Genomic DNA, 20,653 nt, shown 5'->3' with positions numbered 1-20,653 from the left:
GCAGCCTCGTTGCACTCGTCAGCTCCTACGAATTCAACCATTCAAGAATTCCAACATCCCTAGGCCAGCCGCCCGGCCGCTGGCAAAGCAGGCCGTGAGCAAATAGCCGCCGGTCGGTGCTTCCCAGTCGAGCATTTCCCCGGCACAGAACACGCCAGGTATCTGCTTGAGCATCAGGCGTTCGTCGAGGGCTTGGAAGGTCACGCCACCGGCACTGCTGATGGCTTCGTCCAGCGGGCGGGTTTTTACCAGGGTGATGGGCAAGGCCTTGATTGCCTGGGCCAGCCGCGCCGGGTCGGCGAAACAATCGGCAGGTGTTTGCTCGCGCAACAGCGCAGCCTTGACCCCATCGATCCCCAATTGACTGTGCAGGTGCTTGGCCACCGAGCGTGAACCGCGAGGCTTGCTCAACGCTTGCTGGATCTTGTCCAGCGGCCGGCCCGGCAGCAGGTCCAGATGGATCGTCGCGCTACCGTGCTGGTTGATGGCTTCGCGAATCGGCGCCGACAGGGCATAGATCAGACTGCCTTCGATACCGGTAGCGGTGATCACGCATTCGCCGAGGCGCGGCTTGTCATCGTTCAGGCCGATGGCGACATTTTTCAGCGGGGCACCGGCGAATTTGCTGACCATCAGATCGCTCCAGGCCTGCACGTCGAATCCACAATTGCTCGGCTGCAGTGGCGCCAGGGCTACGCCGCGCTGTTCCAGGGGCAGCATCCAGGCACCGTCCGAACCCAGGCGTGACCAACTACCACCGCCCAGGGCCAGCAGCGTCGCGTTGGGCTGCAACGCCTTTTCACCGTCGGGGGAGGCGATTTTCAAGCTGCCGTCCGGGTTCCAGCCAAGCCAGCGATGGCGGGTGTGGATCACCACGCCGGCATCGCGCAGCCGCTTGAGCCAAGCGCGCAGCAGCGGGGCGGCTTTCATGTCGGTCGGAAATACTCGTCCGGAACTGCCGACAAAGGTATCGATGCCCAATCCGTGAATCCATTCGCATAACTCCTGCGCACCGAATGCCCGCAGCAGCGGGGCGATATTGGGCGCGCGCTCGCCGTAGCGGGACAGGAACGGTGAGAAGTCCTCCGAGTGGGTGATGTTCATGCCGCCGACACCGGCCAGTAGGAATTTTCTGCCCACTGAGGGCATGCCGTCGTACAGGTCGACCTGTATCCCGGCCTGGCTCAACACCTCGGCCGCCATCAGGCCGGCAGGGCCGCCGCCGATGATGGCGACGTTTTGGGGGGAGGGTTTGGAGGCTTGGTTCATTGCGCGCGATGTCTGGCGGATCAGGGAGGGCATTCTATCAGCTCAGTTCCCCTGATCCGTGTCGGTAATCTGCTGTAGGAGCTGTCGAGCGAAGCGAGGCTGCGATCTTGCCCCAGACAATTGAGTCCAGAGCAAAAGATCAAGAGCAAAAGATCGTCCGAACGCGGCCCGAGCCTTCGGCAGCTCCTACGGGGATCGCTTGCCTACGGACAAGGTTTTACCAAAGCGCCAACGTGTAACTCACGATCAGACGGGTCTCATCCAGGTCATTGCCAAAGTTCGAACGAACCGTCGCATTCCTGAGTTTGACCCCGAGATTTTTCAATGAACCACTTTGGATCACGTAACCGATGTCGGTATCGCGCTCCCACTCTTTGCCCGTGTTACTGCCTGCGACCTGGGCATTGTCGCCGTTGACATAACGCGTCATGAAGGTGAGCCCGGGGATGCCTAGCGCGGCGAAGTTGTAGTCATAGCGCAGTTGCCATGAGCGCTCCTGGGTGTTGGCGAAATCGTTGATCTGTACGAAGTTGACGAGGTAGGGGTCGCTGTTGGCGATGTAGGGGAACGGATCGTCTCCGCTCATGCGCTGATAGGCGGCCGTGAACACGTTGGCGCCCAGGGTGTAGGAAACCAGCCCGTTCGCTGCCCGGTTATCGAGGGGGCGGAAGTGACCATCGTCGGTACTCTTCGAATAGCGCAGATCGAACTTCAGCGACTGTTGTTCGGCGAGGGGAATTTCATAGACGACGCCGCCAAAGAACTGCCGATAGACATTTTCCAGGTTGCCATAGAACAAACTTGTGCTGAGGGTTTTGTTGAAACTGTAAGTACCACCGGCAAAGCGGAAGTCATCACTGACACCGCCGATGCGGTTACCGGTGAAGTCCTGATAGTTGGAGGAACTGTTGAATTTAATCTGTTCCAGCTTGCCCCCTTGCAGGACCCACTGATCAATGTCGCTGGACGTCAGTAGCGCGCCTTCGAAAGTCGACGGCAACAGGCGCGTGTCATTGCTCGATACCACGGGCGTGCGGAAGGCGAGAGAGCCGACTTTCAAAACAGTTTGCGAAACTTTCGCCTTGGCGGTGAGTTCGAGTTTGGAATATTCGTCCTGTGAGCCGCGGCCGTCTTTCGAACCCAGGTCAGCCGGCAACAGGCCCGTGCCACCGGCCCCATCACCGCCGTCAAGCTTGAGGCCGAGCATGCCAACGGCGTCGATGCCCAGGCCCACGGTGCCGGCGGTATACCCCGACTCCAGGCGCATCATGATGCCCTGCGCCCATTCTTTTGCCGCGTCACGCTGGGCCGTGGGTGGGCCGTTGCGAAAGTCGCGATCAAAGTAGAAGTTGCGCAGTTCTACACTGGCCTTACTGTCGGCAATAAAATCGGCAGATGCCGCCAATGGAAAAACCAACGCGCAGGTACCCGCCACCGCAAAAGCCTTGTTGATCAACATGCTCTTTATGCTCCAGATAACGCCAGATTGAGGGTGTGTGTTTTATCGTTAGTGTCTATGCAACATGACATCGAACATTTTTTGCGGGCAGCACGCGGCAACCGGGTTATTCACCCGTTGCGCGTGTTATCTGCGTAAGAAAAACGTTTGGATCAGTGAGCGGTTTCGATGCGGCCGATGATCGAGCCGGCTTCGAAATAGGCACCTGCCTGTTCAGCAATCCGCACCTTGCCGTCAGCAGGGGCCAGGATCGATGTTTCCATTTTCATTGCTTCGATAACGGCAACCACTTGACCGGCGTTCACCGCTTCGCCGTCTTCGACGACCCAGGTATGCAGATTGCCTGCGACCGAGGTGCGTAGAGCCTGTGGATCATCCACCTCGCTTGGGGGCGTGCGTTCGCCCGCCGTGGCCGGGGCGTTCAGGCTCAAGCCGCGCAACAGCTCGGCCGGCAGGCCCAGTTCGTGGCGCTTGCCGTCGATTTCGACGAACGTGCGCAGCACCCCAGGGTCGGCCGACATGGCGTTGCGTGGTGCGAGGGTGATCTGGTCAGCGAAGTCGGTTTCGATCCAGCGCGTATGCACGGCAAATCGACCCGCGCCCGTGAAGTCGTCATGGTCCATCACGGCCCGGTGAAATGGTAGTACCGAAGCGATACCCTCGATATTGAATTCGGCCAGGGCGCGCCGGGCGCGCACGATCGCCTGCTCGCGGGTGGCGCCCGTGACAATCAGTTTGGCCATCATCGAATCGAAGGTGCTGGGCACTTGCGAACCGCTGGTCACGCCGCTGTCCAGGCGTACGCCCGGGCCAGAGGGTGGCTGGAAGGCGGTGATGTGTCCGGGGGTCGGCATGAAACCCTTGCCTGCGTCTTCGGCGTTGATGCGAAATTCGAAGCTGTGGCCGCGCGGTGTCGGCGTTTGGCTGAAGGACAACGGCAAACCATCGGCGATGCGCAGTTGCTCGATCACCAGGTCGACGCCGGTGGTTTCTTCGGTTACCGGATGCTCGACCTGCAACCGCGTGTTGACCTCCAGAAACGACAGCGTGCCATCCTGACTGAGCAGGAACTCCACCGTGCCGGCACCGACGTAACCGGCCTTGGCGCAGATATCGTGGGCGGCCTGATGAATGCACTGGCGCTGTTCTTCGCTGATAAAAGGCGCTGGCGCTTCCTCCACCAGTTTCTGGTTCCGGCGCTGCAGCGAACAATCCCGGGTCCCTACCACGACCACCTTGCCGTGTTTGTCAGCCAGGATCTGCGCTTCGATATGCCGAGGGCGGTCGAGGAACTGTTCGACGAAACATTCGCCACGACCAAAGGCCGCTTCGGCTTCGCGCACGGCCGAGGCGAACAGCTCGGCGACTTCGTCCATGCGCCAGGCGACTTTCATCCCGCGCCCGCCGCCACCAAAGGCGGCCTTGATGGCAATCGGCAGGCCATGTTGCTCGGCAAAGGCCAGCACCTGGGCTGCGCCTTCAACCGGTCCTGGCGTACCGGCTACCAGGGGGGCGCCGACCTGTTGGGCCAGTTTTCGCGCCTGGACCTTATCCCCCAGCACGTCGATGGTTTCCGGGTTGGGGCCGACCCAGATCAGCCCCGCGTCGATCACTGCCCGGGCGAAATCGGCCCGTTCCGACAGAAAACCATAACCCGGGTGCACGGCGTCGGCGCCGCTGCGTTTGGCGACGGCAAGCAGTTTGCCGATATCGAGATAGGTTTCGATCGGACGCTGACCGTTCAGTGAATAGGCTTCGTCAGCCTGGCGCACGTGCAGGGCATCAATGTCTGCGTCGGCGTAGACGGCGACAGATTGCACGCCGTAGTCGCGGCAGGCGCGGGCGATGCGTACGGCAATTTCACCACGGTTGGCAATCAATAATTTTTTCATGGGATTTTCTTCGCATCGGCAGTTGGAAAAGAAGCAGCTGTGCTGGGTTGAATCTCGTGGAATTCATCCAGTGGGTTGAAGCGAATCTGCGCGTTGACCGGTATCTGTCCCGCCAGATCCAGGTGGTGGCTGGCCACCACGGCGATCACCGGATAGCCGCCGGTCAACGGATGGTCCGCCAGGAACAGCACGGGTTGGCCGCTGGCCGGAACCTGGATGGCGCCCACGCAGGTGCCTTCGCTGGGCAACTCCTGGTGATTGCTGCGCGTCAGCGGCGTTTCCCCGGCCAGACGAATGCCGACCCGATTGGATTGCGCGCTGACCCGCCAGAGTTGGCTGCTCAGGCGCTCGATGGCGTCCTCGGTAAACCAGTCGGTGCGGGGGCCCATGATCACGTCGAGGGTGACGATGTCGCTTGCCGTTGGCAGTTCAAAGGCCGGCGCTTCGTTCAGCGATACGCTGGTGCCCGTGCCGAGTGTTGCAAAACCCAGGCGGTCGCCGACGGCCAGGGCAGGGGGGCCGACTTGGGCCAGGGTGTCCGTGGACAGGCTGCCGAGCACGGGCGCGACGTCAAACCCGCCGCGAATCGCCAGGTAGCTGCGCAGCCCCGCCTTGGGTGAACCGAGGCTGACGCGATCGCCCTCGTCCAATTCGATGGGCTGATAGTTAGGTGCTTGCCATTGCAGGCCGCCGGCCGTGGTGATACTGACCGGGGTCTGGGCGCCGGTGACAGCGATGACGGTGCGGCCATGGCAGACAACACTCAAACCGCCGAGTAGCGCTTCGATGCAGGCCATGTCCGAGCGGTTGCCCACGGCGCGGTTGGCCGCTCGCAGGGCACTCAGGTCCAGCGCCCCGGATTTGGACACGCCTTGGCTGGTCTGGCCGGGACGCCCCAAGTCCTGCAGGACGCTGTGCAGTCCGGGGGTGATGATTTCCAGGCAGGCGCCGCTGGGTGGGGCGGCGCGTGTCGGCGGGGTGGGCGCAGGCAAACCGCCGGCCGGAAGAGGGCCGGCATCGGTAAAGCGAACCTTGTAACCGGGGCGTAACAACGCCGGTTCGTCGCGGTTCAGATCCCACATGCGTGAGGGCGTAACCCCGATGATCTGCCAGCCGCCGGGGCTGGCTTGCGGATAGACGCCGCTGAACTCACCGGCCAGGGCCACGGCGCCTGCGGGTATGCGGGTGCGCGGGGTTTGCCGGCGCGGCACCTGGAAGCCGGCACCGTCGGTGAGGTAGGCGAAGCCTGGGGCAAAACCGCAGAAGGCCACGGTGTAGTCATGGGCGGTGTGGCGGCGGACCACCTCGTCGCGGCTCAGGCCCAGCAAAGTGGCGACTTCGTCGAGGTCTTCACCCGTGTAGTGCACAGGGATTTCCACTCGACGATGTTCGTGCGCGCGGCGCTGGCTCAAATCCTGGACAGCGATACGGTCAACCAGCGCCTGGCGTTCGATGGCGCTGGGGCGGAACTCGATCAGCAACGTTCGAGCGGCGGGAATGATGTGCTCCACACCGGCAATGGGCTCGGCCATCAGGGTGTCGTACAACGCCAGGGTCTGGTCGAGGTCTTTCAATTCGACGAGCAGGGCGTCCAGGTTGACCGGTAGAAAACGCACGGGAGACTCCTAGACGTGGTAGGTGCTGTCAGGCACATCGGTGATGAACATATGGCCCGGCGAATGGGTGATGGCGAAGGGCACGCCCGACGCCATGACCGCTGCCTGGGGAGTCACGCCGCAGGCCCAGAACACCGGAATCTCACCGGGTTCGATGCGTACGGCGTCGCCGAAATCGGGGCGCGCCAGGTCCTGGATGCCGAGCAGCGCCGGTTCGCCGATGTGCACTGGGGCGCCATGGACCGAAGGATAACGCCCGGAAATACTCGCTGCCTGCGCGACACGATCAGCCGGGATCGGGCGCATGGACACCACCATTTCACCGTGCAGACGTCCGGCCGGGCGGCAGGCACGGTTGGTCCGGTACATCGGCACATTGCAGCCATCGGTGATATGCCGTACGTCGATACCGGCCTCTTGCAGGGCGGTTTCAAAGGTGAAGCTGCAGCCGATCAAAAAGGCCACCATGTCGTCGTGTTCAGCCCAGGCCTGAGTGGCATCGCTGACTTCCTCGGCCAGCGTTCCATCGCGCCAGATACGGTACAGCGGGATGTCGCTGCGCAGGTCCGCTCCTTCAGCCAGCAGTGTTCTCGGGCTGCCGGCGTCGCTGACGTCAAGGATCGGGCAGGCTTTGGGATTGCGCTGGGCGTACAGCAGGAAGTCGTACGCCCAGGCGCGCGGCAGGGCGATCAGGTTGGCCTGGGTCATGCCCGGCGCGATACCCGCCGTGGGGGCGATCAGGCCGTTACGGTAAGTGGTGCGTGCATCCCGGGCAGCGGCAATCGCCGCCTTGCGGGCGAGATCCAGGGCATTCATGAGTGTGCTCCGGCAAAGGGCAGCAAGGACATGTGCGCCTGTTCCAATACCCGGCGCAGCTCGCGGGCCATTTCCACAGCAGCGGGGCTGTCGCCATGGACGCAGATCGAATCGGCTTGGATTCGGGTCAGGCTGCCATCGATGGCTTCGACAGTGCCGTCTTCCACCAGGCGCAGCATGCGTTGGGCCACGAGCTTGGGATCGTGCAGCACGGCCCCGGGTTCGCGTCGCGAGACCAACGTGCCCTGGGGGGTGTAGGCGCGGTCAGCAAAGGCTTCGGCGACACACTGCAAACCCTCGTTACGGGCCAGTTCGATCAGGCTGGAACCGGCCAGGGCCACCAGTATCAGAGTCGGGTCGACAGCGCGGATGGCTTCGATCACCGCCAGCGCCTGCCGCCGATCGTGAGCAATGGTGTTGTACAAGGCACCGTGGGGTTTTACGTAGCGCACCGACGTGCCGGCGGCCTTGGCCAGGCCCTGCAGCGCGCCGATCTGGTAGATCACGTCGGCAGTCAGCTCATCGCTGGCCACGTCCATGTTGCGTCGACCAAAGCCCACTTTGTCCGGGTAGGCGACATGGGCACCGATGGTGACATTTTTTGCCGCCGCCGCTTTCAGTGTCCGCAAGATGCCGGCCGGGTCGCCGGCGTGGAAACCGCAGGCGACATTGGCGCTGGTCACGACATCGAGCATCGCGGCATCGTCGCCCATGCTCCATGCGCCAAAGCTTTCGCCCAGGTCACTGTTGAGATCAATATTTGGCATGAGAGTGGCTCCTTTGTTTCTATCGGGCTCAGACCACGTTGAGGAAGGCGAAGATCGGCCCAACGGATTTGAACGCCATGTACCAGGTCAACACGCTGGTCAGCGCGCCGAGCACCAGCAGCCAACGTGGATAATGGTAGCCGCCCATCAAGTCCGACCGGCGCCAGCCAACGTAGATGAAGATGCTCAGGCCGATGGGCAGTATCAGGCCGTTGAACCCACCCGCAAAAAGTAACAGCGCGGCGGGGGCGGTGCCCATCAGGGTGAAGATCAGCAGCGACAGGGCGATGAACACAGTGGTGGCGCGGTTTCGGCCTTTTTCAGTGATGTTCGGCTTGAACACGGTGATGAAGGACATGGAGGTGTAGGCGGCACCGATCACGCTGGTAATACTGGCGGCCCAGAGAATCAGGCCGAACACGCGCAGGCCGAACTGCCCTGCCGCGGCCTGGAAGGCTTGCGCCGCGGGATTTGCGCCTTGACCGGAGGTGTCGATGACGACGCCACTGGCCACAACGCCGAGGATGGCCAGGAACAGGATGTAGCGCATGACGCCGGTGACCATGATGCCGCTCAAGGCGGCCTTGGACACGGCCTGAAGGTTCTCTTCCCCGGTGGTGCCTCGATCCAGCAGGCGGTGAGCCCCTGCGTAGGTGATGTAACCGCCGACCGTGCCCCCGACAATGGTGGTGATGGTGGCGAAGTTGATCTGGTCTGGAAGCACGGTCTGGTACAGGGCTTCGCCCAGTGGCGGGTTGGAGGCGAAGGCGACGAACAGGGTCAGGGTGATCATCACCAGGCCCAGCACGACGATCAGCCGGTCGACGGCAATCCCTGCGCGGTGGGAGGAGAAAATGCCGATGGCCAGCAGGGCGCTCAGACCACCGCCCCATTTTGCATCCAGGCCCATCAGGGCATTGAGCCCCAGTCCGGCACCGGCGATGTTGCCGACGTTGAAGACCAGGCCGCCGAAGATCACCAGGACTGCCAGCAGGTAGCCGCTCCCCGGAATCGCTTGGTTGGCCAGGTCGGCCGCGCGCATCCGGGTCAGCGAAACAATTCGCCAGACATTCAGTTGAACGACGAAGTCGATCAGGATCGAGGCCAGGATACCGAAGGCGAACGCCGCGCCGATGTTTGCCGTAAAGGTCGCGGTCTGGGTAATGAAGCCAGGGCCGATGGCGGAGGTCGCCATCATGAAGATTGCGGCGATCAGGGAAGAGCGTCGCGCCTTTGTGAAGTCATGAGCGATCTGTGTCACGGCATCATTCCTACGGTGGGAGATGATGAGTGTTGAGCAACGAACATGCCAAAACCCAGGAATCTGGCTGGAAGTGTTGATCCATACCTATTGGATCGTTGAACAATCCTGATCGTGGAAGGCTACAATCTGCACCGAATTGTAACCTTGTCACTCGTGCGTGTTACTTAATGATGCACGCAGGCCCCTGGCTTCTTGCCTTGCACCAAGCTCTCGTGGAACATCGTGGCTTTCTCTTATCCTGGATTGCACATGAACGACGTTTCACCTTCCCTTCCTCGCTCGCTGGGAGAGTCCATCACCCAGGAAGTCCGCAGAATGCTGGTCGAAGGTGAACTGGTTCCGGGTCAACGACTGTCCGAAGCGGCCCTGGCCGAAAGCCTGCAGATTTCCCGCAACACCTTGAGGGAAGCGTTCAGGGTCCTGACCCGTGAGGGGTTGCTCAAGCATGAACCCAATCGCGGGGTGAGCGTGGCGGTGCCCGATATGGCGTCGATCATCGACATCTATCGTGTCCGCCGCTTTATCGAATGCAAGGCCATTGCCCAGGGTTACCCGCTGCATCCGGGAACACTGCATATGCGTGAGGCGGTGGAGGCGGGCATGCGAGCGCGTGAAGTCAAGGACTGGAAGGCTGTCGGCACCGCCAACATGATGTTCCACAAGGCGATCGTCGAACTCGCCGACAGCCCGCGATTGGTGGTGTTCTACGGTCAGATATCTGCCGAGCTGCGGCTGGCGTTCGGCCTGCTCAAAGATCCGGAGTTCCTGCATATGCCCTATGTCGATATGAACGTTTCAATCCTGCGCTGTATCGAAGAGGGGCAATCAGCGGAGGCAACCCGGTTGCTCGAAGCCTATCTGGTGCAGTCGGAGCGTACCGTCCTGGCCGCTTACGAGCGCAGTCTGAACCGGTAGCGCCCCACGAGCGCGACGAACGCCTCGCCAGCAAAGGCAAGCCTGTCGATAATTGATACCTGGCGCGGCCGCGTGGCTCATTCGATCATGGTGGACACATCGTCGGTGTCTCCACCTTGATCCCGGCAGCGGCCGTGGGCCGTTTATTTGGGCGTGGCGATTTAGCTTGAGTAGGCGTTGGGGCATGGAGAGGAAGGAAATGGAGCCGATACTGGAACTGCAAAGCGCGCGGCTGATACTGCGCCAGTGGCGCGACGCGGACTTGCCGGAGTTTGCCGCCATGTCTGCCGATGCGCAGGTGATGCGTTATTTTCCGGCGCCCCTGAGCCGCCTGGAAAGCGCCGCGCTGATCGGGCGCGTGCGGGGCCATTTTGCCGAGCATGGTTTTGGTTTGTGGGCCCTGCAGCGCAAGGACACCGGGGCCTTCATTGGCTTTACCGGCTTGGGCGTGGTCGGGTTCGACGCGCACTTCACTCCGGCAGTCGAGATCGGCTGGCGTCTGGCCCGGGAGCATTGGGGCTTGGGTTATGCCAGCGAAGCCGCATGGACGGCCCTGCGGTGTGCGTTCGATCGCCTCGGGCTGGAGGAGGTGGTGGCGTTCACCGCCGTCGATAACCTGCCATCGCAGAAAGTCATGCAAGCGATCGGCATGCAGCATGACCCGGCCGATGACTTCGAACACCCAAAGCTCGCCGTCGGTCATCCATTGCGTCAACATGTGCTCTATCGTATCAACCGTGAACAGTGGCTACAGACCCTGCACGGTTAGCCAACACGGACGTTTACAATGCCCGCCACAATGGCCCGGGCCAACAATCGATTCACCGTTGCAGCAGCGACTGCGCGGTTGAGCTGTGTGAGGAAAGTCTGAATGAGCCACGTGTTGGAAGATCTGGTCGACCTGCTGACCCTGGAACCCATCGAAGAGAACCTGTTTCGCGGTCGTAGCCAGGACCTGGGGTTCCGCCAGTTGTTCGGCGGCCAGGTGCTGGGCCAGTCACTGTCGGCGGCCAGCCAGACCGTTGAAGAGGCCCGTCATGTGCATTCGATGCACGGTTATTTCCTGCGCCCGGGCGATGCGGCCTTGCCGGTGGTCTACCAGGTGGACCGGGTGCGTGACGGTGGCAGTTTCAGCACACGCCGGGTCACGGCGATCCAGAAGGGCCACCCGATTTTCACATGCAGCGCTTCGTTTCAATACGACGAGCAGGGTTTCGAGCACCAGAACTCCATGCCCCAGGTGGTCGGGCCGGAGAACCTGCCTTCGGAGCTGGAGCTGACCCAGCAGCGGGCGCACCTGCTGCCCGAACACATGCGGGAAAAACTGCTGTGCCCCAAACCGATCGAGGTGCGCCCGGTCACCGAGAAAGATCCCTACAATCCGCAGCCGGCCGATCCGGTCAAGTACGTGTGGTTCCGTGCCGATGGTGCCCTGGCGGACTCGCCGGCCTTGCATAAATACCTGCTGGCCTACGCCTCGGACTTTGGTCTGCTGACCACCTCGATGCTGCCCCACGGCAAATCGGTCTGGCAAAAGGACATGCAGGTTGCCAGCCTCGACCATGCCTTGTGGTTCCACGCCGACCTGCGCGCCGATGACTGGTTGCTCTATGCGATGGACAGTCCGTGGGCCGGCAATTCCCGTGGGTTCTCCCGTGGCAGCGTGTTCAATCGCGCCGGACAGTTGGTGGCATCGGTGACCCAGGAAGGCCTGATTCGCCACCGCAAGGACTGGGCATGAGCCTGGCCGATGTGCGCCACTGGGTGTTCGACATGGACGGTACGCTGACCATCGCGGTGCATGATTTTGCGGCGATCCGCGTGGCGCTGGCGATCCCGGCCGAAGACGACATCCTGACCCACCTGGCGGCGTTGCCGGCTGACGAAGCCGCCGCCAAGCATGCCTGGCTGCTGGAACACGAACGGGACCTGGCGCTGGGCTCCAGGCCTGCGCCGGGGGCGGTCGAGCTGGTGCGCGAACTGGCGGGGCGCGGCTATCGCCTGGGGATTCTGACCCGTAACGCCCGCGAGTTGGCCCACGTGACCCTGCAAGCTATCGGCTTGGCCGACTGTTTCGCCGTGGAGGATGTGCTGGGCCGTGACGAAGCACCGCCCAAACCTCATCCAGGCGGCCTGTTGAAACTGGCCGAGGCCTGGAGTGTGGCGCCCGAAGCGATGGTGATGGTGGGCGACTACCGTTTCGATCTGGACTGCGGCCGCGCGGCGGGTGCGCGGACGGTATTGGTGAACCTGCCGGACAATCCGTGGCCGGAGCTGGCGGACTGGCATGCGCGCGACTGTGGGGAGTTGCGGCGGATGCTGTCGGCTTGAAAGTTATGTTGGCTGATAGATAGCTATCGCGAGCAGGCTCGCTCCCACAAGGGAATCTGTGTCGATCAAAAATTTGTGCCCACCGCAGATCTATTGTGGGAGCGAGCCTGCTCGCGATGAGGCCCTGTCTACCACTGCAGGACTCACTGACCGAACAGAACCCTCTGCCCCTGCGCCGAATTGAACATGCCATCCCCATCATGCCCAACCCCGGGCACTTCGATCAGCCGCTGGTTCAGCCCTTCAGGATGACGCCGGGTCAGGTAGTCGAAAAAGAACTGCCCGCGCAGTAACCGATAGGCCCCTTGGGTCTGCGCTTCACAGCCTTTATCCAGCGCCGGATGCTCAGGGTCGATGTCCTGTTGCCCAAGCAGATAAACGATGTCGCGTTTGACGTAGTTGTCTTCCAGTTGAGCGGGCGTTTGCCCGGCGGCATAGGCGGGCAGGTTCTGCAGGCCGTACTTCCAACGGTTGAAACCGGGACAACCGGCCGGGTCGAAGGCCATGGGGCGCTGCGCGTCGAAATAGGCATAGGAGGATGGGTTGGCGATGACGAATCTGGGTGTGATCCGGGTTTGGCCGCGAGCGAGCAAGGCGTAGCGCTGCGCGACCTGCGCGCCGCCGGAATGGCCCGCGATAACGATCTCTTTCACCTCGGGAAACTGCTGCCGGTCACTGACCCGGGCGACGATGTCGTCGAGGACCTGAAAGGAACTGACCGCCTTGGGGCCCGTGGATAAGCCGCCGGCCATCCAGTCGTTGCCCTGCCAGCGCAAGAGCTCATTGGGCAACTGATGGCGGGCAACGTCATGTTCGTTGAGAAACTGCGGGGCGATGATCAGGGTCGTGGTCAGTTGACCGGCGTGTGCGGCGGCTTTTTCGGCGCTGTGCAGATACGTCTGGGCGTTGCGCAGCCGGCCATGGAGGATGATCAACACGCGCTGGATAGACGCCGGGGGCGGACTTACGCCGACCACCATGGCGCCGCCCTTGAGCTGCAGTCGCCCTTGAGCGACCACGCCCACGCCCTGTTCGTTTGCCTGGGTAAAGGTGCAGCACAGCAGCAGGCTGAGGAGGGCACCCCACTTCATTACAGATTTTTCGCCGCGAAGGTATCGCATTGGCTGACTTGACCTTGGGCAAACCCGGTCTTGAACCAGCGAACCCGTTGCGCCGAGGTGCCGTGGGTAAAGGAGTCCGGCACCACCCGGCCCTGGCCCTGCTGCTGGAGGCGGTCATCACCGATGGCGTTGGCGGCGGTCAAGGCCTCTTCAATGTCCCCCGGCTCCAGCCAGTTCAGGCGCTTCTGCGCATGGTTGGCCCAGACGCCCGCCAGGCAGTCGGCCTGTAATTCCTGACGTACCAGCAAGCCACCATCGCCTTCCATCTGGCGACCTTGACGGCGAGCCTCCTGGATTTTTGCCGACACCCCGAGCAGTGTCTGGACGTGATGTCCGACTTCATGGGCGATGACGTAGGCCTGGGCGAAATCCCCGGCGGCGGCGAACCGTTGGGACATTTCCTGGAAGAAACTCATGTCCAGGTAGACCTGTTTATCGGCCGGGCAATAGAACGGGCCGGTGGCTGATGAAGCGAGGCCGCAAGCCGAGTTGACCCGGCCGCTGAACAGCACCAGTTTGGGTTGCTGGTACTGGCGCCCTGCCTGCTGGAAGACCTGGCCCCAGGTGTCTTCGGTATCACCGAGGATTGAGCGCACGAACTCGGCCTGTTCATCGTTCGCGGGCGGCGCTTGCCGGGTCTGGGAGGAGGCAGGGGCCGAAGTCTGGTCCATCTGCCCGGCCAGTTGCCCGAGAATCTGCATGGGGTCCTGGCCGGTGATCCAGCCGATGCCGACGATCAGGACAATGGCCGTCAGGCTCAGCCCCTTGCCACCGCCGAAGCGCATCCCGCCGCCCCCACCGTCCCCGCGGGCGTCCACCACGTTGTCACTGCGGCGACCTTTTTTCCATAACATGTGGGAAATCCTCTGATTGACCGTGTGAAGAGTGTTGCTGCTGAGTGGGGTTGCCGCCAGTTAACGGACAGACATTCGCAGTGAGTCTAGCTTTTGAAGGCGCAGGGTGTACGCCTGAGCTCTCAGGCAATCGCCACGGGTTTTGGTTCATCGGTCAACATTGAATGTCGGGTTCCAGAATTTGCATTACACTTCGCATATTTTGGAATCGACGTCTCTCATCTGGATTTTTCATGGCCGGCAGTCAAATCGAACGGGTTTTCAATGTGCTGGAATGTCTTGCCAGCGATCCCCACGGCTGGGCTCTGCAAGGGTTGGCCGAACACTTACAGATTCCCAAGAGCGCCACGCACCGCCTGCTTGCCGAACTGACGCGCCTGGGTTACGTGCGTCAGAACCCCGAGAACCTGCGTTATCACTTGTCGACCCGCCTGGTCGCCCTGGGCTTTCGCTACCTGTCGCGCAGCGGTGCCGATATCGTGCAGCCGGTGCTCGATCGTCTAGCTCGGGAAAGCGGTGAACTGGTGCGCCTGGGCGTGATCGAGGGTGATCGCCAGACCTGGATTGCCAAGTCCCAGGGCGCCCGGTCCGGGTTGCGCTACGACCCCGACATGGGCCGCGAGGCGCCGTTGGTCTATACCGCGTCGGGCCATGCCTGGCTGGCGTGCATGAGCGACGCCCAGGCGCTGTCGCTGGTGGACCGCCAGGCCCTGGAAATGCCGGCGGACGTGGGCCCCAACGCGCCGCGCAGCAGCGTTGAATTGCTTCAGTACCTGCGCCAGGCCCGTGAGCAGGGCTATGCCTGTGTCGAGGAAAGTTCGGCGGTCGGCACCTCAGCCATTGCTGCCGTGGTGCGTCATCCGCTGGATGGCCGGGTCTTGGGGGTGCTCAGCATTGCCGGGCCCACCGCACGGATGACGCGAGCGAGGCTGCATGAGCTGGCGCCGACCTTGCTTGCGTTTACCGAGGAATTGTCACAAGCCAGCCAGGCATCGGAGTTGTTCAGCTGAATTTTCAGTCGCAGATACCGGCTCCTCTACATCAAGCAGCGCAGGATTTTTACATGACCGTCAGCACCCCGCTTTCCGGCGTCAATCAGGCCTTCAAGGGCATCCTGCTGATACTTTGCGCGACGTTCCTGTTCTCCAGCCATGACGCTTTGTCCAAATATCTTTCGGGGTTCTATCCGATCATCATGGTGGTGTGGGCGCGTTATCTGGTGCACACGCTGTTGATGGCGGGGATTTTCCTGCCGCGCTCCGGGCTGCGCGTGCTGCGTACCAAGCGGCCGTTATGGCAGTTGGCGCGTGCGTTGTGCCTGTTGGGCACCAGCCTGTTTTTCACCACGGCGCTGCTCTACATCCCGTTGGCGGAGGCGACCGCGGTCAACTTCCTCGCGCCCGTGCTGGTCACTGCACTGTCGGTGCCTTTACTGGGTGAACAGGTGACGCGCGGCCAGTGGATCGCGGTGATCTTCGGTTTTATCGGGGTGTTGATCATTGTCCATCCGGGCGGTGAGCTGTTCACGCCGGCGGTGTTGTTGCCGTTCTGTTCGGCACTGTTTTTCTGTTTCTATCAACTGCTCACTCGCAAACTCAGCGAGATCGACAGCCCCACCACCAGCAATTTCTTCGCCGGCCTGTGCAACACATTGGTGATGAGCGCCCTGGTACCGTTCTTTTGGCAGGTGCCGAGTCTGTTGCATGGGGCGATGATGCTTGCACTCGGGGCGTGCGGGATGACGGCGCACCTGATGTTGACCCAGGCCTTCCGCTTCGCCGCCCCGGCGCTGCTGGCGCCATTCGGGTATTGCCAGATCGTCTTTGCCGGCCTGCTCGGCTGGTTGCTGTTCAGCCATACGCCGACGCTGACCACGGTGTTCGGCATCGTGCTGATCTGCCTCAGCGGGTTGGCGGCGGCGTGGCAACAGCGGCGGAGCTAACGCGGACCGTGGTGGGATCGATTGTGGGAGCAAGGCTTGCTCCCACAGGGGGATGAGTCCCGGGCTGACGGGTATCAGCTTTCCAGCGTCGGCACCTTGCGCGGTGCCATGAAGTACAACCAGATCAGGGCAATGAAGTACATCGCCGGGATCAGGGTGAACAGTACGGTGTAGTTGTTGTGGGTCACCGTGAGGATGTGGCCCACCAATTGGGTCATGAACATCCCGCCGACGGCGGCGCACATGCCGCCGAAGCCGAACACTGTACTCATCATGTGTTTGGGGGTGTAGTCCATCACCAGGCTCCAGATATTGGCGGTCCAGGCCTGGTGCGCGCCGATGGCCAGGGAAATGGCAAACACTGCCATCCACAGGTTGCTGGCGCCGGCGGCCATGATCACGCCGATGATGCAGCAGGCGAACAGCAACATGGAAATCAGCCGGGCCTTGATCGGATTCAGGCCGCGACCGATCAGGAAGGAAGACAGAATCCCGCCGCCCACGCTGCCGAAATCGGCGGTGAGGTAAATGATGATCAGCGGGATGCCCATCTGGGTCACGTTGATGCCCAGGTTGTATTGCTGGTTCAGGAACGGCGGCAACCAGTAGAGGTAGAACCAGAACACCGGTGCCGTGATCGAGTAGGCCAGGGCGAACGCCCAGGTACCCCGCATGCGCAGGATACGGGAGAACGGCACGCGGACCTGATCGGGTTCGTCCTGGGCCTGGATGTAGTCCAGTTCCGCCTGTTTGACGCTGGGATGATCTTCCGGGTTGAAGTATTTCAGGCCCCAGAACACCAGCCAGATCCCGCCCAGCGCGGCCATGCACAGGAACGCCGCCTGCCAGCCCCACACCTGCAGGACCAGCGGCAGCAGCATTGGGGTGAACATCGCGCCAACGTTGGTTCCGGCGTTGAAAATACCGGTCGCCACGGCCCGTTCACCGGCCGGGAACCATAGCCGTGTGGTCTTCACGCAGGCCGGGTAGTTGGCCGCTTCGGTCAGGCCCAGAATGAAGCGGCAGACCATGAAGCCCACCGCCGACGTGGCCAGGCCATGGGCACCGGTCGCCAGGCTCCAGAGCAGTACGGCGCAGAAGAACACACGCTTGACGCCGATCCGGTCGATCAGTCGGCCTTGCAGCACGAAACCGATGGCATAGCCGACCTGGAACCAGAAGTTGATGTTGGCGTAATCCATCGCCGTCCAGCTCATTTCCTTGGCGAGGATGGGCTGCATCACGCCCAGTGCGGCGCGGTCGATGTAGTTCAGGGTGGTGGCGAAAAATACCAGGGCGAGCATACCCCAACGGGTTTTGCCCACGGCCAGGGCGCCGCGAATCTTGTCACCGACGCCAGCGGTCGTGGCACTCAGGACGGGGGGCAGGCGGGAGCTTTGGGAAGGAATCATAACGTGTACCCGTTCTTGAAATTCTTATGGTGTGGTCTGGGGCTGTCCAGAGAGGTCGACGATCAGGCCTGCCTCAATGAGGGGCCGATGGTGCGCAGTGAGCAAAAAATCGTCAATTCGCTGATCGGGCATTGCGTTCGATAATCGCCCAAAAAACTAACCGAATAGTACATATTAAATTGCTGAAACAAACCTTCAGCTCAATAATCGGCTCACTCTTTCAAAAGCGGCACACCTGTGTGTAGCCGATGCCTGTCCCGGGAGCCGAAGTCATGCAGCGTTCCATTGCCACCGTGTCCTTGAGCGGTACCCTGCCGGAGAAACTTGAAGCCATTGCCGCCGCCGGTTTCGACGGGGTGGAAATCTTCGAGAACGACCTTCTCTATTACGATGGCAGCCCTCGGGAAATCAGGCAGATGTGCGCCGACCTGGGCATCGCCATCACACTGTTCCAGCCGTTTCGGGACTTTGAAGGTTGCCGTCGCGAACGCCTTGCGCGCAATCTGGAGCGGGCCGAGCGCAAGTTCGACCTGATGCAGGAGTTGGGCACCGACCTGGTGCTGGTGTGCAGTAACGCCTCGGCCGACAGCCTGGGTGATGAGCAGATTCTGGTGGATGACCTGCGATTGCTGGCCGAACGAGCCGGTGCGCGAGGCTTGCGCATCGGTTACGAGGCGCTGGCCTGGGGCCGACACGTCAATACTTATCAACAGGTCTGGAACATCGTGCGCCAGGCCGACCACCCCAACCTGGGTGTGTTGCTCGACAGCTTCCATACCTTGTCTCTCAAGGGCGATCCGAGTGCGATTGCCCAGATTCCCGGCGACAAGATTTTCTTCGTGCAAATGGCCGATGCGCCGATCCTGGCGATGGATGTCCTGGAATGGAGCCGGCACTTCCGTTGCTTCCCGGGCCAGGGTGAGTTCGATTTGCCGGGCTTTTTGGCACCGATCATCAAGAGTGGCTACATCGGGCCACTGTCGCTGGAGATTTTCAACGACGGTTTCCGCGCTGCCCCCCCACGGGCCAATGCCGCCGACGGCCTGCGTTCATTGCTGTATCTGGAAGAGAAGACCCGCCAGCGGCTGGCCGAAGAGGCCGAGCCGGCGAGCCATGCTGACATCCTGTTCGCCACACCGCCGGCCAGCGAATACAACGGTATCGAGTTCCTTGAGTTTGCAGTGGACGACAACCTTGGCGCGAAGCTGTCCCATTGGCTGGAGCGGCTGGGGGTCGTCAAGGCCGGCCAGCATCGCTCCAAGAACGTGAGCCTGCTGCGCCAGGGCGATATCAACCTGATCCTCAATTGCGAGCCCTATTCGTTTGCCCACAGTTTTTTCGAAGCCCACGGGCCGTCGTTATGCGCCACCGCCGTGCGGGTCAAAAACAGCGCCAGCGCCCTGGAGCGGGCCGTGGCCTACAAGGGCCAGCCTTATCGCGGCCTGGTGGGGCCCAACGAACTGGAGTTGGCGGCGGTGCGTGCGCCGGACGGCAGCCTGATCTACCTGGTGGACCAGGAGGCCGACGTCTACGGCACCGATTTCAACCTGCAATCGGGCGCTGTCATCGGTGCCGGACTCAAGCGCATCGACCACATGGCGATGGCGCTGCCGGCCGACAGCCTCGACAGCTGGGTGCTGTTCTACAAAAGCCTGCTGGATTTCGAAGCCGACGACGAAGTGGTGTTGCCCGATCCGTATGGCCTGGTAAAGAGTCGCGCCCTGCGTAGCCGTTGCAGTTCGATCCGCTTACCGCTCAATATTTCCGAGAACCGTAACACCGCGATCTCCCATGCGCTGTCCAGTTATCGTGGCTCCGGCGTGCACCACATCGCCTTCGACTGCGATGACATCTTTGCCCAGGTCAGCCGTGCCAAAGAAGCCGGCGTGCCGCTGCTGGACATTCCGCTCAACTATTACGATGACCTCGCGGCGCGTTTCGATTTCGACGATGAATTTCTCAGCGAGCTGGCGTATTTCAACGTGCTGTACGACCGTGACGCCCAGGGCGGCGAGTTGTTTCACGTCTACACCGAGCCGTTCGAAGGGCGCTTCTTCTTTGAAATCATCCAGCGCAAGAACGGCTATGCCGGCTACGGCGCCGCCAATGTCGCGGTGCGGCTGGCGGCCATGGCCAAGTCCCGCAGCGGTGGCTTGCGGCACGCCAAGTTGTAGGGAAATCGTAAATGCGGCGGTAAAGGGCAACCCCGTGGCTTGGCTTGACTGCGCGGTGCGGCCCATAATCGCCAACCTGTGCAGTGATGGCCGTGAGCCCCGCGATGACTATGAATTCAGAGCTTTCCGCAGACCTCGACGAACCTGTCGTCGAGCCGCGCAAGAGTCGCAAGAACAACCCGGAGAAAACCCGGGAAAACATTCTTCAGGAAGCCATCGTCGAGTTCGTCCAACAGGGCCTGTCCGGCGCTCGGGTCGACGCCATTGCTGAGCGCATCCACACCTCCAAGCGCATGATCTACTACTACTTCGGCAGCAAGGAGCAGTTGTACGTCGAGGTGCTGGAAAAACTCTACGGCGATATCCGCAACACTGAGAGCCGCCTGCACTTGGCGGAACTGGCCCCGGTCGATGCGATCCGGCGCCTGGTGGAATTCACCTTCGACCACCACGATCGCAATGTGGATTTCGTGCGCATCGTCTGCATCGAAAACATTCACAACGCCGAGTACGTCAAGCAATCGGGCGCCATCAAGGCGATGACCAATACCATCCTTGATTCCCTGGGCGTGATCCTGCGCCGAGGTGCCGAAGAGGGGGTGTTCCGCGCCGGCCTCGAACCGCTGGATGTGCATCTGCTGATCAGTTCTTTCTGCTTTTACCGCGTGTCCAATCGCCACACACTCGGTGAGATTTTTCAGATCGATTTGCCGGACGAAGCGATCAAGCAGCGTCATCGCCAGATGATTTGTGAGTCGGTGTTGCGGTATCTGCAGGCCTGACCTTGAAACCTTTGTGGGAGCGAGCCTGCTCGCGATAGC

Annotated in this window: 18 protein-coding genes; 8 read left to right on the top strand and 10 right to left on the bottom strand. The window is 61.8% G+C overall.

Annotated features, from left to right (window positions below):
* Positions 1 to 33: 33 nt before the first annotated feature.
* The 7 genes from HU811_RS13775 to HU811_RS13745 form a co-directional block, all read right to left on the bottom strand.
* A complete protein-coding gene (locus HU811_RS13775) occupies positions 34 to 1,269 on the bottom strand; it encodes a TIGR03862 family flavoprotein (RefSeq protein ID WP_186656410.1) in 1,236 nt (411 codons plus the stop codon).
* A gap of 217 nt (positions 1,270 to 1,486) precedes the next feature.
* The gene (locus HU811_RS13770; RefSeq protein WP_186656408.1) at positions 1,487 to 2,728 is read right to left on the bottom strand and encodes an OprD family porin; all 1,242 of its coding nucleotides are present in this window, start codon (positions 2,726 to 2,728) and stop codon (positions 1,487 to 1,489) included.
* Between the two features lie 152 nt (positions 2,729 to 2,880).
* Positions 2,881 to 4,620 carry an acetyl/propionyl/methylcrotonyl-CoA carboxylase subunit alpha gene (locus HU811_RS13765; protein WP_186656405.1) on the bottom strand — a complete coding sequence of 580 codons (1,740 nt, stop codon included), beginning with the start codon at positions 4,618 to 4,620 and terminating at the stop codon, positions 2,881 to 2,883.
* Entirely contained in the window at positions 4,617 to 6,236 is a 1,620-nt protein-coding gene (locus HU811_RS13760) for a 5-oxoprolinase subunit B/C family protein (protein ID WP_186656402.1), read from the bottom strand. The genes HU811_RS13765 and HU811_RS13760 overlap by 4 nt, the downstream gene beginning before the upstream one ends.
* Positions 6,237 to 6,245: 9 nt before the next feature.
* Entirely contained in the window at positions 6,246 to 7,052 is an 807-nt protein-coding gene (locus tag HU811_RS13755) for a putative hydro-lyase (RefSeq protein WP_186656400.1), read from the bottom strand.
* The gene (locus HU811_RS13750) at positions 7,049 to 7,819 is read right to left on the bottom strand and encodes a LamB/YcsF family protein (RefSeq protein ID WP_092402279.1); all 771 of its coding nucleotides are present in this window, start codon (positions 7,817 to 7,819) and stop codon (positions 7,049 to 7,051) included. Before HU811_RS13750 ends, HU811_RS13755 begins: the two co-directional genes overlap by 4 nt.
* Positions 7,820 to 7,847: 28 nt before the next feature.
* Entirely contained in the window at positions 7,848 to 9,080 is a 1,233-nt protein-coding gene (locus tag HU811_RS13745; protein ID WP_186656399.1) for an NRAMP family divalent metal transporter, read from the bottom strand.
* A gap of 252 nt (positions 9,081 to 9,332) precedes the next feature.
* Here HU811_RS13745 and HU811_RS13740 point away from each other — a divergent pair, with 252 nt between their 5' ends.
* From HU811_RS13740 to HU811_RS13725, 4 genes are all read left to right on the top strand, one after another.
* Positions 9,333 to 9,998 (top strand): GntR family transcriptional regulator, encoded by a 666-nt coding sequence (locus HU811_RS13740; protein WP_092402285.1) that lies wholly within the window; start codon positions 9,333 to 9,335, stop codon positions 9,996 to 9,998.
* A gap of 199 nt (positions 9,999 to 10,197) precedes the next feature.
* Positions 10,198 to 10,767 (top strand): GNAT family N-acetyltransferase, encoded by a 570-nt coding sequence (locus HU811_RS13735; protein ID WP_092402288.1) that lies wholly within the window; start codon positions 10,198 to 10,200, stop codon positions 10,765 to 10,767.
* A gap of 102 nt (positions 10,768 to 10,869) precedes the next feature.
* Positions 10,870 to 11,739, top strand: a complete 870-nt coding sequence (gene tesB / locus HU811_RS13730; RefSeq protein WP_092402291.1) for an acyl-CoA thioesterase II — start codon at positions 10,870 to 10,872, stop codon at positions 11,737 to 11,739.
* Positions 11,736 to 12,329: an HAD family hydrolase gene (locus HU811_RS13725; RefSeq protein ID WP_092459762.1), complete on the top strand. Its 594-nt coding sequence runs from the start codon at positions 11,736 to 11,738 to the stop codon at positions 12,327 to 12,329. The genes tesB and HU811_RS13725 overlap by 4 nt, the downstream gene beginning before the upstream one ends.
* Positions 12,330 to 12,472: 143 nt before the next feature.
* Here the strand turns inward: HU811_RS13725 and HU811_RS13720 are convergent, their stop codons facing one another.
* Together HU811_RS13720 and ypfJ are read right to left on the bottom strand one after the other, a co-directional pair.
* Complete coding sequence (locus tag HU811_RS13720) at positions 12,473 to 13,420, bottom strand: alpha/beta hydrolase (protein ID WP_186656397.1); 948 nt, start codon at positions 13,418 to 13,420, stop codon at positions 12,473 to 12,475.
* Positions 13,420 to 14,304, bottom strand: coding sequence for a KPN_02809 family neutral zinc metallopeptidase (gene ypfJ / locus HU811_RS13715; protein WP_186656395.1), 885 nt, complete (start codon positions 14,302 to 14,304; stop codon positions 13,420 to 13,422). The genes HU811_RS13720 and ypfJ overlap by 1 nt, the downstream gene beginning before the upstream one ends.
* 233 nt (positions 14,305 to 14,537) lie before the next feature.
* Between ypfJ and HU811_RS13710 the strand changes: the two genes are divergently transcribed.
* Both HU811_RS13710 and HU811_RS13705 read left to right on the top strand, forming a co-directional pair.
* Positions 14,538 to 15,314 carry an IclR family transcriptional regulator gene (locus HU811_RS13710; RefSeq protein WP_092402303.1) on the top strand — a complete coding sequence of 259 codons (777 nt, stop codon included), beginning with the start codon at positions 14,538 to 14,540 and terminating at the stop codon, positions 15,312 to 15,314.
* A gap of 53 nt (positions 15,315 to 15,367) precedes the next feature.
* A complete protein-coding gene (locus tag HU811_RS13705; RefSeq protein WP_186656393.1) occupies positions 15,368 to 16,246 on the top strand; it encodes a DMT family transporter in 879 nt (292 codons plus the stop codon).
* A 74-nt stretch (positions 16,247 to 16,320) separates the two neighbouring features.
* On the opposite strand, the gene HU811_RS13700 is transcribed toward HU811_RS13705, so the two are convergent.
* Entirely contained in the window at positions 16,321 to 17,658 is a 1,338-nt protein-coding gene (locus HU811_RS13700; RefSeq protein WP_186656390.1) for an MFS transporter, read from the bottom strand.
* 272 nt (positions 17,659 to 17,930) lie between these two features.
* Here HU811_RS13700 and quiC point away from each other — a divergent pair, with 272 nt between their 5' ends.
* Both quiC and HU811_RS13690 read left to right on the top strand, forming a co-directional pair.
* The gene (quiC, locus tag HU811_RS13695; protein ID WP_186656389.1) at positions 17,931 to 19,832 is read left to right on the top strand and encodes a 3-dehydroshikimate dehydratase QuiC; all 1,902 of its coding nucleotides are present in this window, start codon (positions 17,931 to 17,933) and stop codon (positions 19,830 to 19,832) included.
* Positions 19,833 to 19,936: 104 nt separating this feature from the next.
* Entirely contained in the window at positions 19,937 to 20,614 is a 678-nt protein-coding gene (locus tag HU811_RS13690) for a TetR/AcrR family transcriptional regulator (protein ID WP_092402315.1), read from the top strand.
* Positions 20,615 to 20,653 lie beyond the last annotated feature (39 nt).

The sequence above is a fragment of the Pseudomonas tehranensis genome, from assembly GCF_014268615.1.
Classification (GTDB): domain Bacteria; phylum Pseudomonadota; class Gammaproteobacteria; order Pseudomonadales; family Pseudomonadaceae; genus Aquipseudomonas; species Aquipseudomonas tehranensis.
Note: the sequence above shows the minus strand (reverse complement) of the source record. Positions and strands in the feature narration are given on the sequence as shown.